This window comes from Streptomyces sp. x-80 (assembly GCF_046549095.1).
In the GTDB taxonomy this organism is placed as follows: Bacteria; Actinomycetota; Actinomycetes; order Streptomycetales; family Streptomycetaceae; genus Streptomyces; species Streptomyces celluloflavus.
Genome location: NZ_JAJPWM010000001.1, coordinates 79,462 through 102,430, shown reverse-complemented (window position 1 = coordinate 102,430; position 22,969 = coordinate 79,462). Strand labels below are relative to the sequence as shown.

Below are 22,969 nucleotides of genomic sequence, written 5' to 3'. Positions count from 1 at the left end.
CACCCTCCGCCGGTGCGTGATCAGGCCGAATGGGCCGAGGTCCGGGCGAGTTCGAACGTGGGCAGGACGCAGGCGTCGTCGTCCGGCGCCGGACAGGCGATCTCTTCGACCCGGTTGGTCAGGCTGGACGCCACGGTGCGGAACGGGGCCCTGATCGAGTAGAGGAACATCCCTCCGATGTCCTCGGCCTCCGCCAGCTGAAACTCCACCAGGTCCTCCAGGAGCAGTTCGGCCGTCGATTCGTCCACGCCGAGCAGTGCGGCCGCCCCTGCCACCGACACGCAGGACTCGGGGCTGGCGGCCACCAGGCGGAACGCAGCCTGTTCGGCGCCCGACAGCAGCCGGAAGGAGCGCCCCACGCTGTCCGCTATGCGCGGCGCGTCGCGGTCGGCGGGGGTGATGCGCCGCACATCTCCGTCGGCCAGGTGCAGCAGCTTGCTGATCGGCCAGTGCGGGCGGCGCTGGAGGAGACTGGCGGCCGCCCGCAGGGCCAGTGGCAGCCCCCCGGAGAGATTGACCAGCTCCCCCAGCCCCGTGAGGTCCGCCTGGAGGCGGTCGTCCCCCAGTACGTCGCTCAGCAGGCACCGGCAGATCTCGTCAGCCAACGGGGCGGTACGCGTGGTGATCACCACCGCGGGGTGGGACAGCAGACGACGGCTGGAGGCGATCATGGCCGATCCCGTTCCTGGCAGCAGGGCGTCGAGCTGGTGGGTTTCGACGACGTCGTCCAGGACCACCAGCAGCCGGCGCTGCGCCGTCCACGTACGGAAGGCGGCCTGCATCTCCTGCGGGGACGCTCCCTGCAGGGCCCCGCTCAGGCCCAGGGCGCGCAGGAAGTCGGCGAGGACCTCGTCGGTGGGCACCAGCGAACCGTCGTCCCGCTGGAGCCGGGCGAAGAGCACGCCGTCGGGGTACGCCTCCCGTACCCGGTGGGCGGCGTGTACGGCGAACACCGATTTGCCGGAGCCGGGCGGGCCGACGGCCAGGGCGACAACCGAGGTGGGCCGGCGCCCGGTGTCGGTCAGGATGCGCCGCACCGCTTCCAGCGCGTCCTCCCGGCCGACCAGGTGATCGGTCTCCAAGGGCAGTTGGTTGGGCTGCTGGTGCTTCGCGGTGCCCATCGACGCGCCGGTGGCTTCGGCCGGCGCATCGAGGCAGGGGTCCGCGGTCAGCATGGCCTGGTGGAGGCGGCGCAGCTCCGCGGACGGCTCCAGCCCGAGTTCGGCGGCGAGCACCGAGCGGGCCCGCTGGTATGCCTGGAGCGCCTCCGCGCGCCGCCCGGCACGGTAGAGGCCCAGCATGAGTTTCGCCTGGAATCCCTCGTGCGTGGGTTGTTGCATGACCAGGGTGGTGAGTTCACCTATCAGGTCGATATGGCGGCCGAGTTGCAAGTCGGCCTCTAATCGGTGACCGAGGGTAATCTTTCGCAATTCCTCAAGACGGACCATATGGGCGTGCAACAAGGGTCCCGGGCTCACCGCTCCGAATGCTCGCGAGGTCCACAGATCGAGCGCCTGACGCAGGACGAGGGAAGCCCGCTCGTAATTCCCGGCCGCCAGCTGTTCGCGTCCCAGGACGGCCAGCCTCTCGAACTCCACGGCATCCAGGGCGCCGTCCAGGAGGGTGAGCATGTACCCACCGGGCGTCGTGCGAAGCGTCACTTTCGAGTCAGTCCCGCAGTCCTCGCCGCTCTCCCTCTCCGACCAATTCAGGTGCTTGCGCAACTGGTAAATGTAGGTCTGAAGGGTGGTGACGGCACTCAGGGGAGGCCTGTCGTCCCACAGTTCCTCGATGAGCTGGTCGGTGTGGACCGCACGGTTCGCCTCCACCGCGAGGAGCGCGAACACCTGACGTAGCTTGGGGGCGGCGGGGGTCACCTTCACCCCGGACCGCAGTACCTCGAACTCCCCCAGCACCTTGACGTGCATCAAGCTCCCCCTTGTTGGATCCAGCCGGTGACAAAACAGATTCACGACCGATCGCGGCATCGTCGCGATCAGCCCCTGGCACGGTCGAGGGTGAGTGCGGCCGGTCCTTCCCGACCGCGGTTGATTATTCACCAGACCCTCGGTGGCACCCCGCTAGAAAGCCAGGGACCTGTTTAACGGCACGACGTCGAATTCCGCTAGAGCATGACTGAGCAGCGCACCGCAAATTGGTCGAGTCTTTTTGCTTACGACCGGCCCGGCACGGAAATCGCCTGGTGACTGCAGTGGTCCCGCCGTGCGGATCAGCCTTGATAGTCGCCGGGTCGACTAGTAGTCTTATAACTATTCACATCCAGCGGGCCGGTCCAGGCCCGCATTCGTCATCGGCGGAAGCACGCCGACGAGTCGAGGGGATACCGAATGGATCTGGGGCTCACGGACAAGCGGGTGCTGATCACGGGGGGCACGAGGGGCATCGGCCGCGCGACTGCGCTGTTGTACGCGCAGGAGGGCGCCCGGGTGGCCATCACCTACAACTCCTCCGCTGACGCCGCCCATGAACTCGTCGAGGAACTGGGCGGCCCGGACCGGGCGATGGCCGTCCCATATGAGCTGCGCGACCCGGCCTCGATCGTCTCCGCCGTCGACACGGTGCGCGAGGCGTTCGGCGGCATCGATGTCCTGGTGGCCAACGCCCTCTGGTTCACCTGGGGCGACCCGGGCGAGGACGACGCCTTCGAGGACCTCGACCCGGAAAAGTGGACACGGCGTTTCCGGGCCAATACCGAAGGCCACATGCTGACGGCCCAGCGGGTCGTCAAGGGCATGCGAGCGAGCGGGTGGGGGCGGGTGGTCCTGCTCTCCTCGATCACCGCGCAGTACGGCATGTGGCGCTCGGAGATCTACAGCAGCTCCAAGGCGGCACTGCACGGCTTCGCCAAGGGCCTGATGTGGAGTCAACACGGTGTACTGGTCAACGTCGTTGCTCCGGGTGCGACCAGGACCGAGTTCATGGAGCAGTTGCTGGAGGACCCGGACACCCGGGAGATGGTGGAGAAGGAGATCGAGCGGACCCCCAGCGGACGCATCAGCGAGCCCGAGGATATCGCCAAGCTGATCCTCTTCCTCGGCTCGGGAGCCAACGGCAACATCAACGGCGAGATCATCCACACCGCCGGCGGCCGCTGACCTGCACGAAGTGTCGGGGGCGCGGTGGCGCCCCCCGACTCGCGGCCCCGCGGCGCGCCGGTCTCAGGCGACGGCCCTGAAGAGGGCGACGTTCCCTCGTATCACCACCCGGAAGGCCGTGAAGTACTCACCGAGCGCACGGGCGAGCCCCTCCGGCCCGTCCCCCTGATTCTGGAAGTTGCCACGCCGGTGCTGCTCCACGAGTAGCCGCCGGGTCAGCGCGTTCATCCGCACCCCCTCAGCAAGGACCGTCGACCCGAACAGCGTGCCCCCTGGCCGCAGGACCCTGGCCACCTCCGCGAAGGACGCCCCCTTGGCCTCCCAGCCGCCCGGGACGGTATGCAGGACCAGGCTCATTGCGACCGAGTCGAATGCACAGTCCGGCAGCGGCAAGGTTTCAAGCAGGTTGGCCCGGCAGGTCCGGGGACGGTAGCGGGCCAGCCGGTGCGCCGACATCTCCAGGCACTCCTGACTGAGGTCGAGCAGGGTGATCGCGGGCGGCGGCCCGGTGAAACCGCAGCGGTCCAGGAAGTATCCGGTTCCCGGCCCGATGTCGAGGTGGCGGGCACCGGTGGCGCGCCGGTAGAGCCGCAGCATGTCACCGCGCGGACAGCGCCACACCACCGAGCAGAACAGCCCCAGCACCACGGCGTCGTACACCGCCAGTCGCCTACGGGTGTACGCCTCCTGCGCATGGCGGGTCCGCGGGTCCGGGCTCCCGGGGCCGGACGGATCGGGCACGGACGCCCCGGGATCGGATGCTTCGGATGTCACAACCGCACCTCCCGTGCGTTTCGTTCACAGCAAGTGACGTTTGTGCGAGGAACCGGGTCGGTCGTGGCGCCGCCCGGGGCCGACCAACCGGCGCGGCCAGACCCGATGTCGGGGCCCATGGCGCGATCGGTCCGCGGGCTGCGGTGCCGACGGGCCGGGCGACTCATCCGGCTCGGTGCGCCACGAGCAGGGTGTCGTCCCCTGCGAGCGGCCGGTGGGTCACTTCCGCGAAGCCGGCATCCGCGAACCACCGGACGCCCTCCGACGGCGTGTACTCACTGCCGCCCGGGGTGCAGAGCATCATATTGAGACTGACCAGCAGGGAGTTGGTCTTCGCACGGCGGTCCTCGTCGATCATCGTGTCGTAGGCGAGCGCGTAGCCACCCGGCGTCACCGCTTCGAAGGCCCGCCGGGCGAGGCGCTGCCGCTGCTCGACGTCCCAATCGTGCAGCACGTGCCCGAACACCACGACCTCGGTCTCGGGCAGGGGGTCCTGGAAGAAATCCCCTGGCCGGAACGCCACCCGCCCGGTGAGGCCGAGCTCCGCCATGTGCTCGGTGAAGACGGGCTCCACTGCGGGCAGATCGAAGACCGTCGCCTCGAGATGCGGGTGCGCCCGCACCAGTTCGGCGAGCACATTTCCCCGCGCACCGCCGACGTCGATGACACGCTTGACCGCTTTCCAGTCGAAGGCGCCCGCCAGCGCCCTACCGCTGGGGCCGTTGAGCGCATCCATGCCGCCGTAGTAGGCACGCCACTCCTGGCGGCTGCGGTGCTGACGGACGAACATCCCGGCTCCCGGGCGCGCACCGTTCTGCGGCTCGCCGGTGAGCAGTCCCTCACCGACACGCGACCAGCGGGTGTCGGCCTGTTGGAGGAACCGGCCCAGGTAGGCAGCTTTCTCCCCATCGAGGAACCGTGCGGCCACGGGCGCGGCGTGATAGGCCCCGTCCACCCGTTCCAGCAGCCCGACGGAGACCAGTGCATCAAGGAAGTCCCCCGCGCCCCGCCGGTCGATCCCGAACCGGTCGCAGATCTCCCCCAACGTCATCCCCCTGTCCAACAGCGCTGTGAACAGCCCCAGTTCGACCGCGAACAGGACTGTGCGCCACTTGTAGAAGTCAGCGGCCATCTGCAGCAACGGCTCGGCCGTCACACCGGCCTGTGCACCCTTCGTCATACGCCAGTCTCCTTCGGCAGTGTCGTGCGGTGCTCGGCAGGACGCTACGGCGCGGCACTCGACAGCAGCTGAATGACCGCTGGACCCGGCCCCACGACCACCGCGCGGGCCGGTCCCGGGCCCCGCCGAGCCCTCAGTCACCACCGGCACCGGGCGACACCGGGCCACTCGCCGTCCGCGCGACCGGGGCCTGGGCCCCCGGCCCGGCCCGCTTCTGCTCCTGCTCCTTCCTCATCGGCATCCGGTCGTCCGCCCGGACGAACCATCGCGGCCCGGTCATCACCGTGGTGACCACAGCCATGACGACCATCTCCGAATAGAGCTCGCGATCCAGCAGACCAATCTGCAACCCCACACTCAGCGCAATGAGTTCGGTCAGCCCTCGGGCGTTCACCAGTGTGGCCAGCACTGCGGCGCGACGCGCCCCGAGCCCCTGGGAGCGGGCACCGAGCAAGGTACAGGGAACTTCCCGGTGACCGCGACGAACAGGATGAGACCGAGATCCCCCAGACCCGACAGACCGATCCGGCAGAGCTCGGCGTCCAGCCCGGCGACGATGAAGTAGACCGGCAGCAGCAGCATCGTCGTGAACTGCACACGAGGCAGGAGGTCGTCCTTGAGCCTGGTGGCGTCCCTCGGTATGACGAGGCCGAACGGGAATGCCCCGAACGCGAAATGAAGCCCGAGTGCCTGGGTGACGGCGGCCGGCAGCAGCAAGCCGGTGAACATGACCGCGAGACCGCCTGCCGACGCCAGCCTTCCGAGGCGCCGCCGGCTGCTCAGCACCCGTGCCAGCAGGGGCCTACCACAGAAGATCAGCACCAGGGCGTAGGGGACGACCAGCAGCACCATCCAGTGCGTCCGGCCTCCGGTACCGGTCAGAACCTGGACGGCGGCGAGCGCCGTCCACGCGAAAAGATCGCACACAGCCGCTGATCAATGCGATCGTCCCCAGCCGGGTGCCGCTCAGAGACTCGCACGTACCCTCAGAGCCCGTCCGTGCGCGTCATCCTCCGGTACCGGACGGCAACCACCCTAGAAGGTCGCTGGAGTCCCAGGACTCCAGCGTCGGAGGCGCCTCTTCCGCTACTCGAAGCGCCCGGCGGGAAGGAACCAGAGCCAGGGGTCGACGCGCATCGCGCCCCCCTTGGCCCCGCGGAACCGGCCCTGGCCTCCTCCGCCGCGGCCGACCAGGCGCACGACACCGAGCACCGGACCGGACACAGCTCCTCACACTGCTCCGGACACCACGGAGGACACGCCACCGTCGGCCATCACTCCGTCCACGTCACATCCGGCGACTCCGCCGCGTCTGTCCCCCCCCCCCCGATGCGTACGCATCCTCCGGTGACAGCTGTGCGTGCGCCGAGCCATGGCCGGCCATCGCATCTTCCGCCGCCCCGAAGATCCGGGCCAGTAGCGGACCAACTCGACGACCGTCAGCACCATCAGGCCCAACTTCGCTGGTCAGCAGGGGCGTGGGCCCTGTACCCGCAAGACGAAGAACCTGCTGACAGCAGCCGACAGAAACCACGCTCAAGGGGCCATTTGGAGCGGCCGGACTTGCCGTCTACCGTCCGACACGAGGTGACCTCCTAGCCAAGGAAGCTCAACCGCACCTCGCGATCGGGATTGTCGACATTCGTATCGACGAGGCAGACCGACTGCCAGGTGCCGAGGGCCAGCCGGCCGTCGACGACCGGGAGGGTCGCATGTGGGGGCACGAACGCGGGGAGCACATGGTCGCGGCGTGCCCCGGGCTGCCGTGGCGGTGCCGCCAGCGGTTGTCGGCCGGCAGCAGGTCGCGCAGTGCGGCCAGCAGGTCCTCGTCGCTGCCGGCGCCCGTCTCCAGGACCGCGATGCCCGCCGTGGCGTGCGGTACGAAGACGTTCAGGAGTCCGTCGCCCCCGGCCGCGGCGTCCGCGAGGAAGGCGGCGCAGTCGGCGGTGAGGTCGGCGACGGTCTCCGTCGAGCCGGTGGTGATGTCGAGGATGCGGGTGGTGAATGCGGTGCTCATCCCCCCATTTTCGTACGGGTGCCAGCCGCGTGCCGGGAGCCCCGCGGCCGGTGCCCGCAATGCCCGCTCCATGTGCGCGCAACAAAGGTCCACCAGCCGAGACGACGATTGACCGCGCTCGGAACGCACCGCTACGTTCACGGACATGCCCACATCGTCAGCCTTGCTCACCACGCGCGGTCACATCGACCTGCTGCGGGTGGCCTCCGCCGCGTGTCGCGGCGGCTGCTGACACACCCTCAGATCTCGTAGCTGCCGCAGATCCCGCAGGTCTCATAGGTCTCCTAGCTTCCCGTAGACCTCGTACTTCTCGTGACTCCCGCGACTCTCACGATTCTCGTGGTGGCCAGAGGGCCTGTTGTTGTTCTTCAGTTGTGCTCTGGCATCTCTCTTCGCCGGGGGCCGGTAGCCGGTTCCCCTACGCGGCCTCGCGCTGTTGCCGTGTGTCCGGGCGTGTCCCTTCCCCTGCCCGTGGAGCCTCCATGACTCTCGACCAGGCCGTACACGGCCAGGCACCACCCGATGTATCCGCTGGAACACCGACGCGCGCCGCGTCGGCGGAAGGAAAGGCCGCTCCAGGACAGGACGCGGCGCGCGCGGAGCCGCGGCCCTCTCCTGAGCTCTCCCGGGTGATCCCGGTGTCCGGCCGCCGTAGGTCCGTGCCGCGGTGGCTGCGCCGCACGGTGGGTCCCGTCGTGCTGCTGGTGCTGTGGCAGGTGCTCAGCTCGACCGGTGTGCTGCACGCCGACCTGCTGGCCTCGCCCGGCACCATCGCCGCCACCGGTGGCGGTCTCGTCGCGGACGGGACGCTGCCCTCGGCGATGCTGGTCTCCCTTCAACGCGTCGCCGTCGGGCTGCTGTTGGGCGGGGCCGCCGGGGTGGCGCTGGCGCTCGCCTCGGGGCTTTCGCGGCTCGGTGAGGATGTGATCGACGCGACGGTGCAGATGCTGCGGTCCATCCCCTGGGTGGGGGTGATCCCGCTGTTCATCATCTGGCTGGGCATCGGCGAGGCGCCCAAGATCGCGCTGATCGCGCTCGGCGTGGCCTTTCACCTGTATCTGAACGTGTACGCCGGAATCCGGGGCGTGGATGCCCAGTTGGTCGAGGCCGGCACCTCGCTCGGGCTGAGCCGCTGGGGGCTGGTCCGGCATGTCGTCCTGCCCGGTGCGCTGCCGGGCGCGATGACCGGACTGCGCTATTCGCTGGCCACCGCCTGGCTCGCGCTGGTCTTCGGTGAGCAGGTCAACGCCGACGACGGGCTCGGTTTCCTGATGAACCAGGCCCGCGAGTTCTTCCGCACCGACGTGATCGTGGTGTGCCTGGTCGTCTACGCGATCCTCGGGCTCATCGCCGACCTCGTCGTCCGCACCCTCGAAAGGCTGCTGCTGCAATGGCGACCGACCTTCACGGGCCAGTGAACGACGGCGTTCGGGACGCCGCCGAACGGGCCGCCGGGGCCGCACCCGGAGCCGCCGTGCAGGTCGGCGGGCTGGTCCGGTCCTTCGACGGCCGGGCCGTTGTGGACGACCTGCACCTCACCGTCCGGCCCGGCGAGTTCGTGGCCCTGCTGGGGCGTAGCGGGTGCGGTAAGTCGACGCTGCTGCGGGTGCTGGCCGGGCTCGACCGGGAGATCGAGGGCGAGGTGCTGGTACCGCGCCGCAAGGCGGTGGCGTTCCAGGCGCCGCGGCTGATGCCCTGGAAACGGGTGTGGCGCAATGTCGTACTGGGACTGCCGGGCCGACCCGACCGGGGCACCGCCGTACGGGCACTGGACGAAGTCGGCCTCGGCCACCGTGCGGATGCCTGGCCCAGGACGCTCTCCGGCGGTGAGGCCCAGCGTGCCTCGCTCGCCCGTGCGCTGGTGCGCGAGCCCGATCTGCTGCTGTTGGACGAGCCGTTCGGCGCGCTCGACGCACTGACCCGGATCAGGGCGCAGCGGCTGGTGGCCGAGGTGTGGCAGCAGCGCGGCTGCGCGGTGCTGCTGGTCACCCACGATGTGGAGGAGGCGCTGCTGCTCGCCGACCGCGCGCTGGTGATGGAGGGCGGCCGGATCGCGTACGAGACCGAGGTGGCTCTGCCACGGCCGCGCGATATCTCCGATCCACGCTTCGCGGCACTGCGCGCCCGCCTTCTCGACCGGCTGGGCGTGGCGGGCGAGGAGGGACCGGAGACAGCGGAGAGACCGGAGAGACCGGAGACAGCGGTGGGTGCGAAAACGACGGAGGGTTCGGGGGCGTGAGGGAGGCGTGGAGGTCTGGCGGTGCTTCGTACGAGGAGTCGCTCGGGGCGAGGCTCCCCGCCCGGTCGGCCCGGTCGGCCCCGGTCCCCGTACCGGCCCCAGCCCCTGACCTCTGGCCGGAAACCCACCCCGTGCCCCGCACCCGCCAACACGCACGCACCCATGCGCCCACGTACCGACCAGAACGGAACGGACACCCCATGAGGTCACGACCACGGCACATCGCCCCGGCCCTGCTGCTCCCGCTCGCTCTGCTGCTGGCCGGTTGCGGTGGCGCGTCGCGGGCCGAGGGCTCCGGGGGTGGCAGCGACGGGAAGGGCTCGGTGACGCTCCGCGTCGGGGATCAGAAGGGTGGTTCGGAGGCGGTGCTGCGGGCCGCGGGCGAGCTGGACGATCTGCCCTACCGGATCGAGTGGTCGACCTTCACCTCGGGGCCGCCGCTGCTGGAGGCGGTCAACGCCGGGGCCGTCGATGTCGGCGGGGTCGGCAACACCCCGCCGGTGTTCGCCGCCGCCGCGGACTCGAAGATCAAGGTGATCGCGGGGACGCACAGCAGGTCGGACGGTGAGGCGATCCTGGTCAAGAAGGATTCGCCGCTCCGGCGGCCGGCCGAGCTGAAGGGCCGGTCGATCGCGGTGGCGCAGGGCAGCTCCGCGCACTATCAGCTGGTCGCCTCGCTGAAGCGGGCCGGACTGTCCCCGAAGGACGTCACCCTCAACTATTTGCAGCCGGCCGATGCGCTCGCCGCGTTCACCCGGGGCAAAGTGGACGCCTGGGCGGTGTGGGACCCGTACACGTCACAGGCCCTGGACCAGGCCGGTGCCCGGGTGCTGACCACCGGGCAGGGGGTGGTCAACGGTCTGAGCTTCCAGATCGCCGCGACCGCCGCGCTGGCGGACAAGGAGAAGTCCGGGGCGCTCAAGGACTACACCGAGCGGCTGCGGCGGGCGCAGGACTGGGTCTTCCGGCACCCGGACGCCTGGGCGCGGGTGTGGTCGAAGGAGACCGGGCTGCCCCGGAAGGTGGCGCTGGACGCGGTCCGGCGCAGCCGGGGCACGGCGGTTCCGGTGGCCGTGGACAAGGCCGCCATCGCCTCGGAGCAGCAGATCGTCGACACCTTCGCCGCGCTCCGGCTCATTCCCCGTTCGTTCGACTTCGGGTCGTTCGTCGACCCCCGCTTCAACGGCGGCCTGCCACCCTCGGGCACGGCGCCGCGCACCTACGGAAAGGCCGACTGATATGTCCGTACACCTGCACTGGTTCCTCCCGACGGGCGGCGACGGGCGGACCCTCGTCGACCGGCATGCCTATACCGACGGCGGTATCCGGCGCGACCGCATCACCCCGGTGAGCGGTGTACGCGCGCCCGATATCGACTATCTGGCGCAGATCGCCAAGGCCGCCGAGCAGTTGGGGTTCGAGGCGGTGCTCACACCGACCGGCACCTGGTGCGAGGACGCCTGGCTGACGACGATGGCGCTCACCCAGGTCACCGAGCGGCTGAAGTTCCTGGTCGCCTTCCGGCCCGGGGTGATCTCGCCGGTGCTGGCCGCGCAGATGGCCGCGACCTACCAGCGCGTCTCGCGCGGGCGGCTGCTGCTGAACGTGGTCACCGGTGGCGACTCCACCGAGCAGAAGCGGTTCGGGGATTTCCTCGACCACGACCAGCGCTATGCCCGCACCGATGAGTTCCTCCAGGTCGTACGGGGTGTCTGGGGCGGTGCGCCGTTCGATTTCCAGGGTGCGCACTACCAGGTCGAGGGCGGTCTGACCGCGCTGCCGCCGGACCCGCTGCCGCCGGTCTTCTTCGGTGGCTCCTCGGCGGCCGCGGGCCCGGTCGCCGCGCGGAACGTGGATGTGTATCTCACCTGGGGCGAGCCGCCCGAGCAGGTCAAGCAGAAGATCGACTGGATCAGCGGGCTGGCCGAGCGGGAAAACCGTACGGTCCGCTTCGGCATCCGGCTGCACACCATCTCGCGGGACTCCTCGCGGGAGGCGTGGGCGACGGCCGGCCGGCTGCTGGACGACCTCGATCCGGACACCGTCACGGCGGCCCAGCAGGCCCTGGGGAAGAGCGAGTCGGTGGGCCAGCAGCGGATGCTCGCGCTGCACGGCGGCTCCCGCGACAAGCTGGAGATCTCGCCGAATCTGTGGGCGGGCGTCGGGCTGGTACGCGGCGGTGCGGGGACCGCGCTGGTCGGCAGCCACGCCGAGGTGGCCGACCGGATCGAGGAGTACCACGCCCTGGGCGTCGAGCACTTCGTGCTCTCCGGCTATCCGCATCTGGAGGAGGCGTACTGGTTCGGCGAGGGCGTACGCCCGGAGCTGGCGGCCCGCGGTCTGCTGGCGGCGGTGCCCGCTCCCCTGGACGGCGTGCCGGCCGCCAACGGCCGCCCGGCCTCCGCCCCCGGCGGCGCGCCACTGCTGCTGGGGGGCGGTCGCTGAGGCCGGCCGGGCCGCCCGGTCGCAGGCGCGGAACGAGGTACCGGTGCGGGCGTCGGCACCGGACACCCACGAACCTGCCCCCGCCCCCGCCCCCGCAATGACACCCCGGGAAGAGATTCCCCCCTCCCCCAGTTAGTAGAAACATGAACTACAGCGGGGTGCGTGAGGTCGAGGTCGTGGTGATCGGCGCGGGGCAGGCGGGGCTGGCCGCCGGTTTCCATCTGCGGCGGGCCGGATACGTACCGGACCGGGATGTCGTCGTGTTCGACCACTCACCGCGCCCCGGCGGCGCCTGGCAGTTCCGGTGGCCGACGCTGACGTACGGGAAGGTGCACGGGATGCACGCCCTGCCGGGCATGGAGCTGACCGGCGCCGATCCGGGCCGCCCGTCGGCCGAGGTGATCGGCGGGTACTTCGACGCCTACGAGCGGACCTTCGGGCTGCGGGTGCACCGGCCGGTGAGCGTCCTGGCGGTGCGCGAGGGCGCCGGCGGACGGCTGCTCGTGGAGACGTCGGAGGGCGGGTACGCGGCGCGGGCGCTGATCAACGCGACCGGTACCTGGGACCGGCCGTTCTGGCCGCGCTTCCCCGGCCAGGAGACCTTCGCCGGGCGTCAGCTGCACAGCTCGCGGTACCCGGGACCGGAGAGCTTCCGCGGGGCGCGGGTCGTGGTGGTCGGGGGCGGGACGTCGGCGGTGCAGCAGCTCATGGAGCTCGCGCCGTTCGCGGCTGCCACGACCTGGGTGACCAGGCGGCCGCCCGTCTTCCGCGCGGGGCCGTTCGACGAGGAGCAGGGCCGGGCCGCGGTCGCGCTGGTGGAGGAGCGGGTCCGGGCCGGGCTGCCGCCGCGCAGCGTGGTGAGCGTGACCGGGCTGCCGATGACGGAGGCGGTCCGGCGGGCCCGCGAGAGCGGCGTACTGGCGCGGCTGCCGCTCTTCGACCGGATCACGCCCACCGGGGTGGCCTGGGCGGACGGGCGGACCGTCGAGGCGGACACGATCCTGTACGGGACCGGATTCCGCGCCGCCATCGACCATCTCGCCCCGCTCAGGCTGCGCGAGCCGGGCGGCGGCATCCGGATGGCGGGTACCCGCGCGCTGCGCGACCCGCGGGTCCATCTCGTCGGCTACGGCCCCTCCGCGAGCACCATCGGCGCCAGCCGCGCGGGCCGCGCCGCGGTCCGCGACATCCGGCGGCTGCTCACGCAGGACGCCCGACCCGGCGGCGCGGCAGGGCACTTGGGGGATGCGAACGGCCTGACAGTGGCAGCGGATCCGGACCCGGCGACCGACCCGATCGGCAGCCTCGCCTCGTAGGACGCGACCGCGATCGCACCTGCGCCCCCGGCAACCCCGGCCATCCCAGTCACCGAACAAACGAACGCCGGATCGAGTGTTCGCCGGAAAGCGTGATCGATGGCGGCAGGGCTTCCGTGCGCGCACCGGGAGGGGTGATCCTTACGGGGCGCAGGCGACGGGGTGCACACCGTTACGGCGCCTCCGGCCGATTCCCTTGCCGGTCCGGAGAGCTGGTCCCACAGGTACACCAGGCACAAGGAGAAACTTCCAGATGGACATCCTCACCCACTTCCTCGCCGGCATCATCCACTTCGTGGGGTGGCTCGTCTGACGGACACCGCGGTACCCGGCGCCGTCCCTCCCCGTCCCAGGGAGGGGCGGCGCCTCCGTGCGTGCGGCGGGGCGCACGGGCACCCGGCCCCGGCGACTACCTGTCCAGCTTCTGCCGCGCGGTCTCCGGCAGCGTCAGATAGACACAGAACGACACCAGGCACAGGACCGCCACGTACCAGGGGAAGAGTCCGGCGTGCCCGCTCTGCCGGAACCAGGTGCCGACATACGGGGCGGTGCCGCCGAAGAGGGCGACGGTCAGGGAGTAGGGGAAGCCGATACCGGCGGCCCGGACCCGCGCGGGGAAGAGTTCGGCGTTCACCGCCGCGGCGATCGAGGTGTAGCCGGTGAGCAGTACCAGGCCCGCGCACTGCACCAGGAGCAGCGAGACGAACGCGTCGGTGACCAGGTGCAGCAGCGGCACCGCCAGGAGGGCGAAGCCCAGCGAGAAGCCGAGCAGCAGCGGTTTGCGGCCGATGCGGTCCGAGAGCATCCCGCCCAGCGGCTGGAGCAGCGCGAAGAAGACCAGCGAGAGGGTGCCGACGATCAGCGAATCGCCCTTGTCGAAGCCCGCGTTGACCTGCGCGTAGGTGGGGAGGTAGGTGGTCCAGGTGTAGTAGGCGAGGGTGCCGCCGGCCGTGATACCGCAGATCAGCAGGGACTGCCGGGGGTGGCGGCGCAGCGCCTCGAAGAGGCCGGGGCGCGCCGCCCGCTGTTCGGCGGTTCGGGGAAGGGTCTCCCGCGCGCCCCGCCGGATCCACAGGCCGAGCAGGCTCAGCAGCGCGCCGCCGAGGAACGCCACCCGCCAGCCCCACTGCCCCATCTGCGCCTCGCTGAGCAGCGCCGCGAGCAGCGCCGCGGTGCCGGACGCGAGCAGCTGGCCGAAGGTCGTCGAGACGTACTGGAAGCTGGCGAACAGCCCGCGTCTGCCGGGTCCCGCCGATTCGACGAGGAAGGTCGTGGAGGCCGCGAACTCGCCGCCCACCGAGAGCCCCTGCACCAGGCGGGCGATGACCAGGATGACGGGGGCCAGCACGCCCGCGGTCGCGTAGGTGGGGGTGAGCGCGACGAGCAGGCTGCCACCGCCCATCAGCAGGATCGTGACGGTCAGCGCGGCCCGCCGGCCGTGCCGGTCGGCGACCGCACCCATCAGCAGTCCGCCGACCGGCCGCATGAAGAAGCCGACGGCGAAGACGGCGAACGAGGACAGCAGCGGTACCAGGGAGTTGCCGGTGTCTGGGGGGAAGACCTGCTCGGCGAAGTAGACCGCCAGGAAGGAGTAGGCGTGCCAGTCGTACCACTCGACGGCGTTCCCGACGGAGGCGGCGGCCAGCTGGCGCAGCGGTGACGGCGGACGGTCACCGCCGGGCGGCCGTTCCCCGCCGGACGGCCGGTTCTCGGCTGTGCGGTGCGTACTCGACATGGTCCTCCGCTCCCGGTGCTTCTCCTGGGCCTGCCGCTGGGGCAGGATGATCCGACAGGTGATCATGTACCGGTGAGGTGGGTGGCCGCCAGGGTCCGTCGGTGGCCGGAAGGAGAGGGAAACGTGCGGGTAGCACTGTTCGTCACCTGCATCAACGACACACTCCATCCGCGGACGGGACAGGCCGTGGTGACGCTGCTGGAGCGGCTGGGGGTGGAGGTCGATTTCCCCGCGGAGCAGAGCTGCTGCGGTCAGCCGCAGTTCAACACCGGTTACCGGCACGCGACCGAGCCGCTGGTACGCCGCTTCGACCGCGCGTTCCGGGACTACGACTATGTCGTCACCCCGTCCGGTTCCTGCGCGGCGATGGTGCGTGACAACTATCCGCGGATCGGGGCGAAGGCGGCGGCCGAGGGGCGGGGCCGGCGGCTCGTGGACGCGGCGGCGCTCGCGGTGCCCAAGACCTACGAGCTGACCGAGTTCCTGGTGGATGTGCTGAAGGTGACCGATGTCGGCGCCTACTATCCGCACACCGTCACCTACCACCCCACCTGTCACGGTCTGCGGATGCTGGGCCTGGGCGACCGGCCGCGCCGTCTGCTCGCCGAGGTCAGGGGCCTGGAGCTGCGCGAGCTGCCGGGCGCGGAGGAGTGCTGCGGGTTCGGCGGCACCTTCGCGGTGAAGAACCCGGCGGTCTCCGCCGCGATGGGCGCCGACAAGGTCCGCCAGGTGATCGGGACCGGCGCCGAGGTGGTCTGCACCGTCGACAACTCCTGTCTGCTGCACATCGGCGGCACCCTCGCCCGGCAGGGTGCGCCGGTCCGCCCGGTCCACCTCGCCGAGATCCTGGCCAGTACGGAAGGGAGCCCGCGATGAGCGGCACCTACCTGGGCATGCCCGCGTTCCCCCGGGCCGCGGCCGCCGCCACCCGCGACAGCCGGCTGCGCGCCAACCTCCGGCACGCCACCCACACCATCCGCGACAAGCGGGCCAAGGCCGTCGCGGAGCTGGACGACTGGGCGCGGCTGCGGGCGGCGGGCGCCGCCGTCAAGGACCGCACGCTGCGCCATCTCGACCACTATCTGGAGCAGTTGGAGACCGCGGTCACCGACGCGGGCGGTCAGGTGCACTGGGCGGCGGACGCCGACGAGGCCAACCGGATCGTCACCCGGCTGGTGCGGGAGACCGGCGAGACGGAGGTCGTCAAGGTCAAGTCGATGGCGACGCAGGAGATCGGGCTGAACGAGGCGCTGGCCGAGGCCGGTATCCGCGCGTACGAGACGGATCTGGCCGAGCTGATCGTGCAGCTCGGCCATGATCTGCCGTCGCACATCCTGGTCCCGGCGATCCACCGCAACCGCTCCGAGATCCGTGACATCTTCCGCCGTGAGATGGCCTCGTGGGGCCGGGCGGCGCCCGAGGGGCTCTCCGACTCCCCCGCGGAGCTGGCCGAGGCCGCGCGGCTGCATCTGCGGGAGAAGTTCCTGACCGCCAAGGTCGGGATCTCCGGCGCCAATTTCATGGTCGCCGAGTCCGGCACGCTGGTGGTCGTCGAGTCCGAGGGCAACGGCCGGATGTGCCTGACCCTGCCCGAGACGCTGATCTCCGTCGTCGGCATCGAGAAGACCGTGCCGACCTGGCAGGACCTGGAGGTCTTCCTCCAGCTCCTGCCACGCTCCTCCACGGCCGAGCGGATGAACCCGTACACCTCCACCTGGACGGGTACGACGGACGGCGACGGGCCGCGGACCTTCCATCTCGTGCTGCTCGACAACGGGCGCACCGACACCCTCGCCGACACGGTCGGCCGGCAGGCGCTGCGCTGTATCCGCTGCTCGGCCTGTCTCAACGTCTGCCCGGTCTACGAGCGGGCCGGCGGGCACGCCTACGGCTCGCCCTACCCCGGTCCGATCGGCGCCATCCTCACCCCTCAACTGCGGGGTACGGATGGCACGTTGGAGGCTTCGCTGCCCTACGCCTCATCGCTCTGCGGGGCCTGCTACGAGGTGTGTCCGGTCGCCATCGACATCCCCGAGGTCCTGGTGCATCTGCGGGAGCGGGTGGTGGAGGGCGGCCCGGTCGTCCGCAACGGCGTGCGGACGGTCCTGAGACCGGCCCGGGGGCATGCCGCGGAGCGGGCCGCGATGCGCGCCGCGGGCTGGGCCTTCGACCATCCGGACGCGCTGCGCCGCGGGATGCGGCTGGCCGCCCGTACGCGGCGGCTGCATCCGCGGCGGCTGCCCGGTCCGGGGCGGGCCTGGTCCGACACCCGGGAGCTGCCGGCGGTGCCCGCCGAGTCCTTCCGCGACTGGTGGCAGCGCACCCGCGGTACGTCCGGACAGCGAGGGAGCGCGGAATGAGCGGCCGGGACGTGGTACTGGCGCGGGTGCGCCGGGCGCTGGCGGATGTGCCGCGCGGCGAGGGGCCGGAGGACTGGCCGGTCGTGCGGGACTACCGGCGGGTGCACGGCTCCCGGACGACCGCGCAGACCGTGGAGCTGCTCGCGGAGAATCTCGCGGACTACCGGGCGGTCGTGCACCGCTGCGCCGCCGGCGGGCTGCCGGCGCTGATCCGCCGGCTGCTGGCCGAGCGGGGCGCGGAGACGGTGGTGGTGCCGCCGGGCCTCGATCCGGCGTGGCTGGCCGCCGCCGACGCGACCCTGGTGCCCGACCGCGCGGCGCAGACGGCACGCGAACTCGACGCCGTGGACAGCGTGGTGACGGGCTGTGCGGTGGCCATCGCCGAGACCGGCACCCTCGTCCTGGACGGGGGCCCCGACCAGGGCAGACGGCGGATCACCCTGGTGCCGGACCATCATCTCTGCGTCGTCCGCGTCCCCGGCCAGGTCGTCGGCTCGGTGCCGCAGGCCCTGCCGCACCTCGCCCCGGACCGGCCGCTGACCTGGATCTCCGGCCCCTCCGCCACCAGCGATATCGAACTCGACCGGGTCGAGGGGGTGCACGGTCCGCGCACGCTGGAGGTGATCCTGCTGGCGGAGTGAGCGGCGCAGGGCGCGGCCGGTGCGCCGTGCGGTGGCCTGCGGTGAGACGCGGTGGCGCGACACGTCACACCATGCACATGCCGCGAAGTGGCGTGCGCGGGGCTTGTCCTGCGGACGGGCGCCGTTCGACCCTGATGCTTCCTGTTGCCTTACGTTCGGAGGTGGCGCGTGAACGCACGCCGTCTGAGCCGCCGGTCGTTCCTCGCCACCAGCACCGCGCTCGCGGGCTGGGCGGCCTTCTGCGCACAGAAGCAGTCCTTCGCGGCGGAGCACCGTGCCGCCGGGGGCGAGGAGTGGAACGCCCGGCCCCGTGTCTTCCAGGTGAACCGCGAGACGGCCCGCACCCGCCTCGTCCCGTACCGGGACACCCGGTCCGCGCTCGCCGGAAAGTTCACCGATTCCCCGTACTACCGTTCCCTGAACGGAAGTTGGCGCTTCCACTGGTCCAGGAACCCGGACGAGCGGCCCGTCGGCTTCCACGCCCCCGGCTATGACGACAGCGGCTGGGACCGGATCACGGTGCCCGCCAACTGGGAGATCGAGGGCTACCGCGAGCCGATCTACCTCAACGTCAGATACGCCTGGGAAGGCTACGAGACCCCCGCACCACCGCACGTCCCCCTGAGCTTCAACCCGGTCGGCTCCTACCGCCGCACCTTCACCGTGCCGAAGGGCTGGGACGGCCGCCGCACCCTGATCTCGTTCCAGGGTGTGAAGTCCGCGTTCTTCGTCTGGGTCAACGGCGAGCGGGCCGGCTACAGCGAGGACAGCTACACCCCGGCCGAGTTCGACCTCACCGACCGGCTCCGGCCGGGCGAGAACTCCCTCGCCGTCGAGGTCTACCGCTGGTCCGACGGCAGCTGGCTGGAGGACCAGGACATGATCGACCTGTCCGGGATCTTCCGCGATGTCTATCTCTACTCCCTGCCCCCGGTACACCTCCAGGACCTGTACGTACGCGCCGAGCCGGACGGTGCGCAGCGGGATGCCGGGCTGGCGGTGCGCGCGACGGTGCGCGACCGGAACGCGGACGGTACGGCCCGCGCCGGTGAGCACCGGCTCACCGCCACCCTGTACGACGCCGACGGCCGGCCGGTGCTGCCCGAGCCGCTGACCGCCGCCGTCCGCTTCGACGACGGCGCGGCCGGCCAGCCCGGCAAGCCCGGCAAGGCAGGCGCGGCCGGCCAGCCCGGTAAGGACGTCACCGTCGAGCCGCGGACCACCGTGCGGGCGCCCCGCCTGTGGTCCGCGGAGGACCCGTACCTCTACACGCTGGTGGTCACCCTCACCGACCCGGCCGGCCGGACCGTCGACGTCCAGCGCACCCGTGTCGGCTTCCGCAGCGTCGTCTGCCGCCCCGGTTCCTTCACGGTCAACGGCAGACCGGTCGTCTTCCGCGGCGTCAACCGCCATGAGACGGACCCGGATCACGGCCAGGCCGTCACCGAGGAGCGGATGCTCCAGGACATCCGCCTCATGAAGCGGCACAACATCAACGCGGTCCGCACCTCGCACTACCCCAACCATCCGCGCTGGCTGGAACTCTGCGACGAGTACGGCCTGTACGTCGTCGCCGAGGCCAACCTGGAGTCGCACGGTGTCCGCGACATCCTGCCCGCCGGTCTGCCGGAGTGGACCGACGCCTGCCTGGACCGGATGCGGTCCCTGGTCGAGCGGGACAAGAACCATCCCAGTGTGGTGGTCTGGTCGCTGGGCAACGAGGCGGGGCAGGGCGCCACCTTCCGGGCGATGGCGGACTGGACGCACCACCGTGACCCGTCCCGGCCGGTGCACTACGAGGGCATGAACGAGGTCGCCGACCTGCACAGCTGGATGTACGCCACGCCCGACGCCGTGGAGCAGTACGGCAGGTCCGGCAATCCGAAGCCGTTCATCCTCTGCGAGTACGCCCACTCGATGGGCAACAGCACCGGGAACTTCCAGGAGTACTGGGACGTCTTCGAGCGCTACCCCCAGCTGCACGGCGGCTTCATCTGGGACTTCGTCGACCAGGCCATCCGCCGCCCGGTGCCCGGCGACCCCCGGCAGACCTACCTGTCCTACGGCGGCGACTGGCAGCCCGGCTACCCCACCGACGACAACTTCTGCTGCAACGGGCTGGTCTCCGCCGACCGGGTGCCGCACCCCGCGCTCCAGGAGGTCAAGAAGGTCTACCAGACCATCCGGATGACGGCCGCCGCCGACGACCCCTCGGGCACCGCGGTCACGGTCGCCAACCACCAGCTGTTCTCGGACCTGGCCGCCTACGAGCTGCGCTGGGAGGTCACCCGCGACGGCGAGCGCGTCCAGCACGGCACGCTGCCCGCGCCCGAGGTCGCACCCGGCGCGGCGCGGACGGTGCGCCTGCCCGTGAAGCCGGTGCCGCGCCCCGCGCCCGGTGCCGCGTACTGGCTCAACCTCTCCTTCGTCCTGCGCGGCGCCACCCGGTGGGCGGACGCCGGACACAGTGTCGCCGCCGAGCAGTTCGCGCTGCCCTGGCACGCGCCCGCCCCCGCCGGCCCCGGTCCGGCCACCCTGCCGCCGCTGAAGCTCGCCGAGACCGGCAGGAGCGTGACGGTCGGCGGACGCGGCCTGGAACTCGTCCTGGACAAGGCCGCCGGCACGCTGACCGCCTACCGCCACCGCGGCCGGCCGCTGCTCTCCGGCGGTCCGGTGCCCAACTTCTGGCGCGGCCCGACGGACAACGACATCGGCCGGGGCGCCGAGCGTTCCCTGCGCACCTGGCGGGACGCGGGCGCCCGGCGCACCGTCACCGCCGTCCGGGCCACCCAGCCGTCCCGCTCCGAGGTCGTCATCGAGGTGACCGCCACCCTGCCCACCTCCCCCGCCATCTCCCACTGGGACACCGTCTTCACCATCCGCGGCGACGGCGAGGTGCGGATCGCCCACACTCTCCGGCCGGGCGCCGGACTGCCCGATCTGCCGGTGGTCGGCGCGCTGCTCACCGTCCCGGCCGGGCTGAACACCTTCGACTGGTACGGGCGCGGACCGCAGGAGAACTACCCGGACCGGCGCACCGGCGCGTTCGTCGGCCGCTACCGCAGCACCGTGGACGCGCAGGCCGGTCCGTACGTCCGCCCCCAGCAGACCGGCAACGTCACCGACGTGCGCACCGCCTCGCTCACCGGCCGGGACGGCGCCGGTCTGCGCGTCCGCGCCGAACCGGGCGCCGACGCGCCCCTGCTGGAGCTGAGCGCGCTGCACTACGCGCCCACGGACCTGGAGGGGGTGCGGCATCCCTACGAGCTGACCCGGCGCGACGAGACGCTGCTGGGCGTCAACCACCGCCAGATGGGCGTCGGCGGCAACGACTCCTGGGGCGCGCCGCCGCTGGAGAAGTACCTGCTGCACGCGGACCGGACGTACCGGTACGCCTACCGGCTGTCGCCGGTGTAGGCGGGCCGGGCGCGTCCCGCGGCGGCCGGCGCGGAGGGTGACCCCGGCAGGGGTGGGCACCCGAGGCGTACGCAGCCCAGGGGGCTGGGTAACCCCCGCGCCGGTCAGCAGACTCTCCGTCATCAGCACAGCGCACCGACGGAGAGGCGGCATCATGAACAGGAACGCGGACGGCACGGCGGCGGACGGCCGGGACAACGACCCGCAGTGGCAGTCGGGTTGGGCCGCGTCCGTGCAGCGGCCCAGCACCGGCTTCCACAAGAACTGGGCCGAGGAGGGCTTCGCGGACCAAACGGTGCGCCAGGTCGTCCGGGTCACCACCGGCGGCACCTCGGCCCGGATCAGGCTCTCCCACCGCTACGGGACCGCCCCGCTGGAGGTGGCGGGCGCCACCATCGCCCGGACGGACCGGGGGGCGGGTGTCCTGGCGGGTACGGAACGCCGGCTGACCTTCGGCGGCGCCGCGTCGGTGCGGATCCCGGCGGGCGGCGAGGTGTACAGCGACGCCGCGGAGGTGCGGGTGGCGCCGTTCACCTCGCTGACGGTGTCGCTGTACTTCGCCCGGCCGACCGGACCGGCCACCTTCCACGCGCAGGCGTTCGCCACCGCCTACCGCGCGGCGGGTGACCAGCTGGGGGCCGTGGATCCGGCGGTGTTCGGCGAGACGACGGTGTCCTGGTACTACCTCGCCGAGGTCGAGCTGGCGGACGGCGGCCCGGCGCGCCGGGACACGGTGGTGGTCTTCGGCGACTCGATCACCGACGGGTTCGCCTCGACGATCGACGGCAACCGCCGCTACTCCGACGCGCTCGCCGAGCGGCTGGCCGCCCGGGGCACCCCGCGCCCGGTGCTCAATGCGGGCATCGGCGGGAATCTGCTGCTCAACGACTCGGCGTGGTTCGGCGACCGGGCCGGCGCCCGCTTCCGGCGGGATGTCCTCGACCGGCCCGGCATCCGCTCCGTGGTCGTGCTGGTGGGGCTCAACGACATCGGGTTCAGCGAGATCGATCTGCCGACGTACAAGCCGGACCCGGACAACTCCGTTGCCGGACTGATCGCCGGATACCGGGAGTTGATCGGTTCGGCGCATGCGGCGGGAGTGCGGGTCACCGGGGGCACGATCATGCCGTTCAAGGGGTCGGAGTACCACACACCGGCCGCCGAGGCGAAGCGCCGGGAGATCAACGCCTGGATACGTACCTCGGGCGAGTTCGACGCGGTCGCCGACTTCGCCGCGGCGCTCGCCGATCCGGCCGATCCGGACGCGCTCGCCCCCGCCTACGACAGCGGCGACCGCAAGCACCCCGGCGACGCGGGCTACCGCGCGATGGCCGACGCCGTCGACCTCACCGGGCTCTGAGTCCGCCGCCGGTGTGCCGCGGGCCGTCCGGGGCGGTGCGGTCCGGGCACCGTCGGCCGGGGCTCGCGGCCAGGCCAGGTCCGTGCCCTGGCCCCCGCCTGGTCGGCGGTGACCGCGCCCACCGACGGCGTCGCCGACGGGCTGTGCCGCTTCCTCACCCGGGCCCGCCGACCCCGGCGCCGCGGGCTACCGCGCGATGGCCGACACCGTCGACCTCACCGGCTCTGAGACCACCGCCGGTCTGCCGCGGCCCGTCCAGGACAGGGCCGTCCGGACGCCGCCCGCCGGGACTCGCGACCAGGCCAGGTCCATGCCCCGGCCCCCGCCTGGTCGGCGCTGCCCGCCCCCACCGAGCGCGTCACCCACAGG

19 protein-coding genes and 1 pseudogene are annotated in these 22,969 nt (G+C 71.6%); 12 read left to right on the top strand and 8 right to left on the bottom strand.

The genetic code is table 11. The features are described 5' to 3' along the window. Positions 1 to 20 precede the first annotated feature (20 nt). Complete coding sequence (locus ACLJWH_RS00400; protein ID WP_411139469.1) at positions 21 to 1,928, bottom strand: BTAD domain-containing putative transcriptional regulator; 1,908 nt, start codon at positions 1,926 to 1,928, stop codon at positions 21 to 23. 420 nt (positions 1,929 to 2,348) lie between these two features. Here ACLJWH_RS00400 and ACLJWH_RS00395 point away from each other — a divergent pair, with 420 nt between their 5' ends. Continuing rightward, on the top strand, positions 2,349 to 3,116 hold the full coding sequence (locus tag ACLJWH_RS00395) for an SDR family NAD(P)-dependent oxidoreductase (RefSeq protein WP_411139468.1): 768 nt from the start codon (positions 2,349 to 2,351) through the stop codon (positions 3,114 to 3,116). A 63-nt stretch (positions 3,117 to 3,179) separates the two neighbouring features. Here the strand turns inward: ACLJWH_RS00395 and ACLJWH_RS00390 are convergent, their stop codons facing one another. From ACLJWH_RS00390 to ACLJWH_RS00365, 6 genes and pseudogenes are all read right to left on the bottom strand, one after another. Next, the gene (locus ACLJWH_RS00390) at positions 3,180 to 3,890 is read right to left on the bottom strand and encodes a class I SAM-dependent methyltransferase (protein ID WP_411139467.1); all 711 of its coding nucleotides are present in this window, start codon (positions 3,888 to 3,890) and stop codon (positions 3,180 to 3,182) included. A gap of 163 nt (positions 3,891 to 4,053) precedes the next feature. Continuing rightward, a complete protein-coding gene (locus ACLJWH_RS00385; RefSeq protein ID WP_411139466.1) occupies positions 4,054 to 5,070 on the bottom strand; it encodes a methyltransferase in 1,017 nt (338 codons plus the stop codon). A gap of 133 nt (positions 5,071 to 5,203) precedes the next feature. Next, positions 5,204 to 5,479 (bottom strand): hypothetical protein, encoded by a 276-nt coding sequence (locus ACLJWH_RS00380; RefSeq protein WP_411139465.1) that lies wholly within the window; start codon positions 5,477 to 5,479, stop codon positions 5,204 to 5,206. Next, on the bottom strand, positions 5,461 to 5,997 hold the full coding sequence (locus tag ACLJWH_RS00375; protein WP_411139464.1) for a cation:proton antiporter: 537 nt from the start codon (positions 5,995 to 5,997) through the stop codon (positions 5,461 to 5,463). Before ACLJWH_RS00375 ends, ACLJWH_RS00380 begins: the two co-directional genes overlap by 19 nt. 159 nt (positions 5,998 to 6,156) lie before the next feature. Continuing rightward, on the bottom strand, positions 6,157 to 6,294 hold the full coding sequence (locus tag ACLJWH_RS00370) for a hypothetical protein (RefSeq protein WP_411139463.1): 138 nt from the start codon (positions 6,292 to 6,294) through the stop codon (positions 6,157 to 6,159). A gap of 371 nt (positions 6,295 to 6,665) precedes the next feature. After that, a pseudogene (locus ACLJWH_RS00365) lies at positions 6,666 to 7,087 on the bottom strand (YjbQ family protein). 145 nt (positions 7,088 to 7,232) lie between these two features. Between ACLJWH_RS00365 and ACLJWH_RS00360 the strand changes: the two are divergent. The 6 genes from ACLJWH_RS00360 to ACLJWH_RS00335 all read left to right on the top strand — a co-directional run bounded on the left by ACLJWH_RS00360 (position 7,233) and on the right by ACLJWH_RS00335 (position 13,087). Further along, on the top strand, positions 7,233 to 7,319 hold the full coding sequence (locus ACLJWH_RS00360; RefSeq protein WP_411139894.1) for a putative leader peptide: 87 nt from the start codon (positions 7,233 to 7,235) through the stop codon (positions 7,317 to 7,319). 250 nt (positions 7,320 to 7,569) lie between these two features. Beyond that, positions 7,570 to 8,505 carry an ABC transporter permease gene (locus tag ACLJWH_RS00355; protein WP_411139462.1) on the top strand — a complete coding sequence of 312 codons (936 nt, stop codon included), beginning with the start codon at positions 7,570 to 7,572 and terminating at the stop codon, positions 8,503 to 8,505. Then, positions 8,478 to 9,326 (top strand): ABC transporter ATP-binding protein, encoded by an 849-nt coding sequence (locus tag ACLJWH_RS00350; RefSeq protein WP_411139461.1) that lies wholly within the window; start codon positions 8,478 to 8,480, stop codon positions 9,324 to 9,326. The genes ACLJWH_RS00355 and ACLJWH_RS00350 overlap by 28 nt, the downstream gene beginning before the upstream one ends. Positions 9,327 to 9,526: 200 nt before the next feature. Beyond that, positions 9,527 to 10,564 (top strand): ABC transporter substrate-binding protein, encoded by a 1,038-nt coding sequence (locus ACLJWH_RS00345; protein ID WP_411139460.1) that lies wholly within the window; start codon positions 9,527 to 9,529, stop codon positions 10,562 to 10,564. 1 nt (position 10,565) lies between these two features. After that, positions 10,566 to 11,771, top strand: a complete 1,206-nt coding sequence (locus ACLJWH_RS00340) for an LLM class flavin-dependent oxidoreductase (protein ID WP_411139459.1) — start codon at positions 10,566 to 10,568, stop codon at positions 11,769 to 11,771. A gap of 143 nt (positions 11,772 to 11,914) precedes the next feature. Further along, positions 11,915 to 13,087 (top strand): NAD(P)-binding domain-containing protein, encoded by a 1,173-nt coding sequence (locus ACLJWH_RS00335; protein ID WP_411139458.1) that lies wholly within the window; start codon positions 11,915 to 11,917, stop codon positions 13,085 to 13,087. A gap of 409 nt (positions 13,088 to 13,496) precedes the next feature. Here ACLJWH_RS00335 and ACLJWH_RS00330 read toward each other — a convergent pair whose 3' ends face one another. Continuing rightward, the gene (locus ACLJWH_RS00330) at positions 13,497 to 14,822 is read right to left on the bottom strand and encodes an MFS transporter (RefSeq protein WP_411139457.1); all 1,326 of its coding nucleotides are present in this window, start codon (positions 14,820 to 14,822) and stop codon (positions 13,497 to 13,499) included. Between the two features lie 123 nt (positions 14,823 to 14,945). Between ACLJWH_RS00330 and ACLJWH_RS00325 the strand changes: the two genes are divergently transcribed. From ACLJWH_RS00325 to ACLJWH_RS00305, 5 genes are all read left to right on the top strand, one after another. Beyond that, positions 14,946 to 15,698, top strand: coding sequence for a (Fe-S)-binding protein (locus ACLJWH_RS00325; protein ID WP_411139456.1), 753 nt, complete (start codon positions 14,946 to 14,948; stop codon positions 15,696 to 15,698). Beyond that, positions 15,695 to 17,182 (top strand): lactate utilization protein B, encoded by a 1,488-nt coding sequence (locus ACLJWH_RS00320; protein WP_411139455.1) that lies wholly within the window; start codon positions 15,695 to 15,697, stop codon positions 17,180 to 17,182. The genes ACLJWH_RS00325 and ACLJWH_RS00320 overlap by 4 nt, the downstream gene beginning before the upstream one ends. Then, positions 17,179 to 17,823: a LutC/YkgG family protein gene (locus ACLJWH_RS00315; RefSeq protein WP_411139454.1), complete on the top strand. Its 645-nt coding sequence runs from the start codon at positions 17,179 to 17,181 to the stop codon at positions 17,821 to 17,823. Before ACLJWH_RS00320 ends, ACLJWH_RS00315 begins: the two co-directional genes overlap by 4 nt. Positions 17,824 to 17,991: 168 nt before the next feature. Then, the gene (locus tag ACLJWH_RS00310) at positions 17,992 to 21,240 is read left to right on the top strand and encodes a glycoside hydrolase family 2 TIM barrel-domain containing protein (RefSeq protein ID WP_411139453.1); all 3,249 of its coding nucleotides are present in this window, start codon (positions 17,992 to 17,994) and stop codon (positions 21,238 to 21,240) included. A gap of 154 nt (positions 21,241 to 21,394) precedes the next feature. Next, a complete protein-coding gene (locus ACLJWH_RS00305) occupies positions 21,395 to 22,600 on the top strand; it encodes a GDSL-type esterase/lipase family protein (RefSeq protein WP_411139452.1) in 1,206 nt (401 codons plus the stop codon). The last annotated feature ends 369 nt before the right edge of the window (positions 22,601 to 22,969 follow it).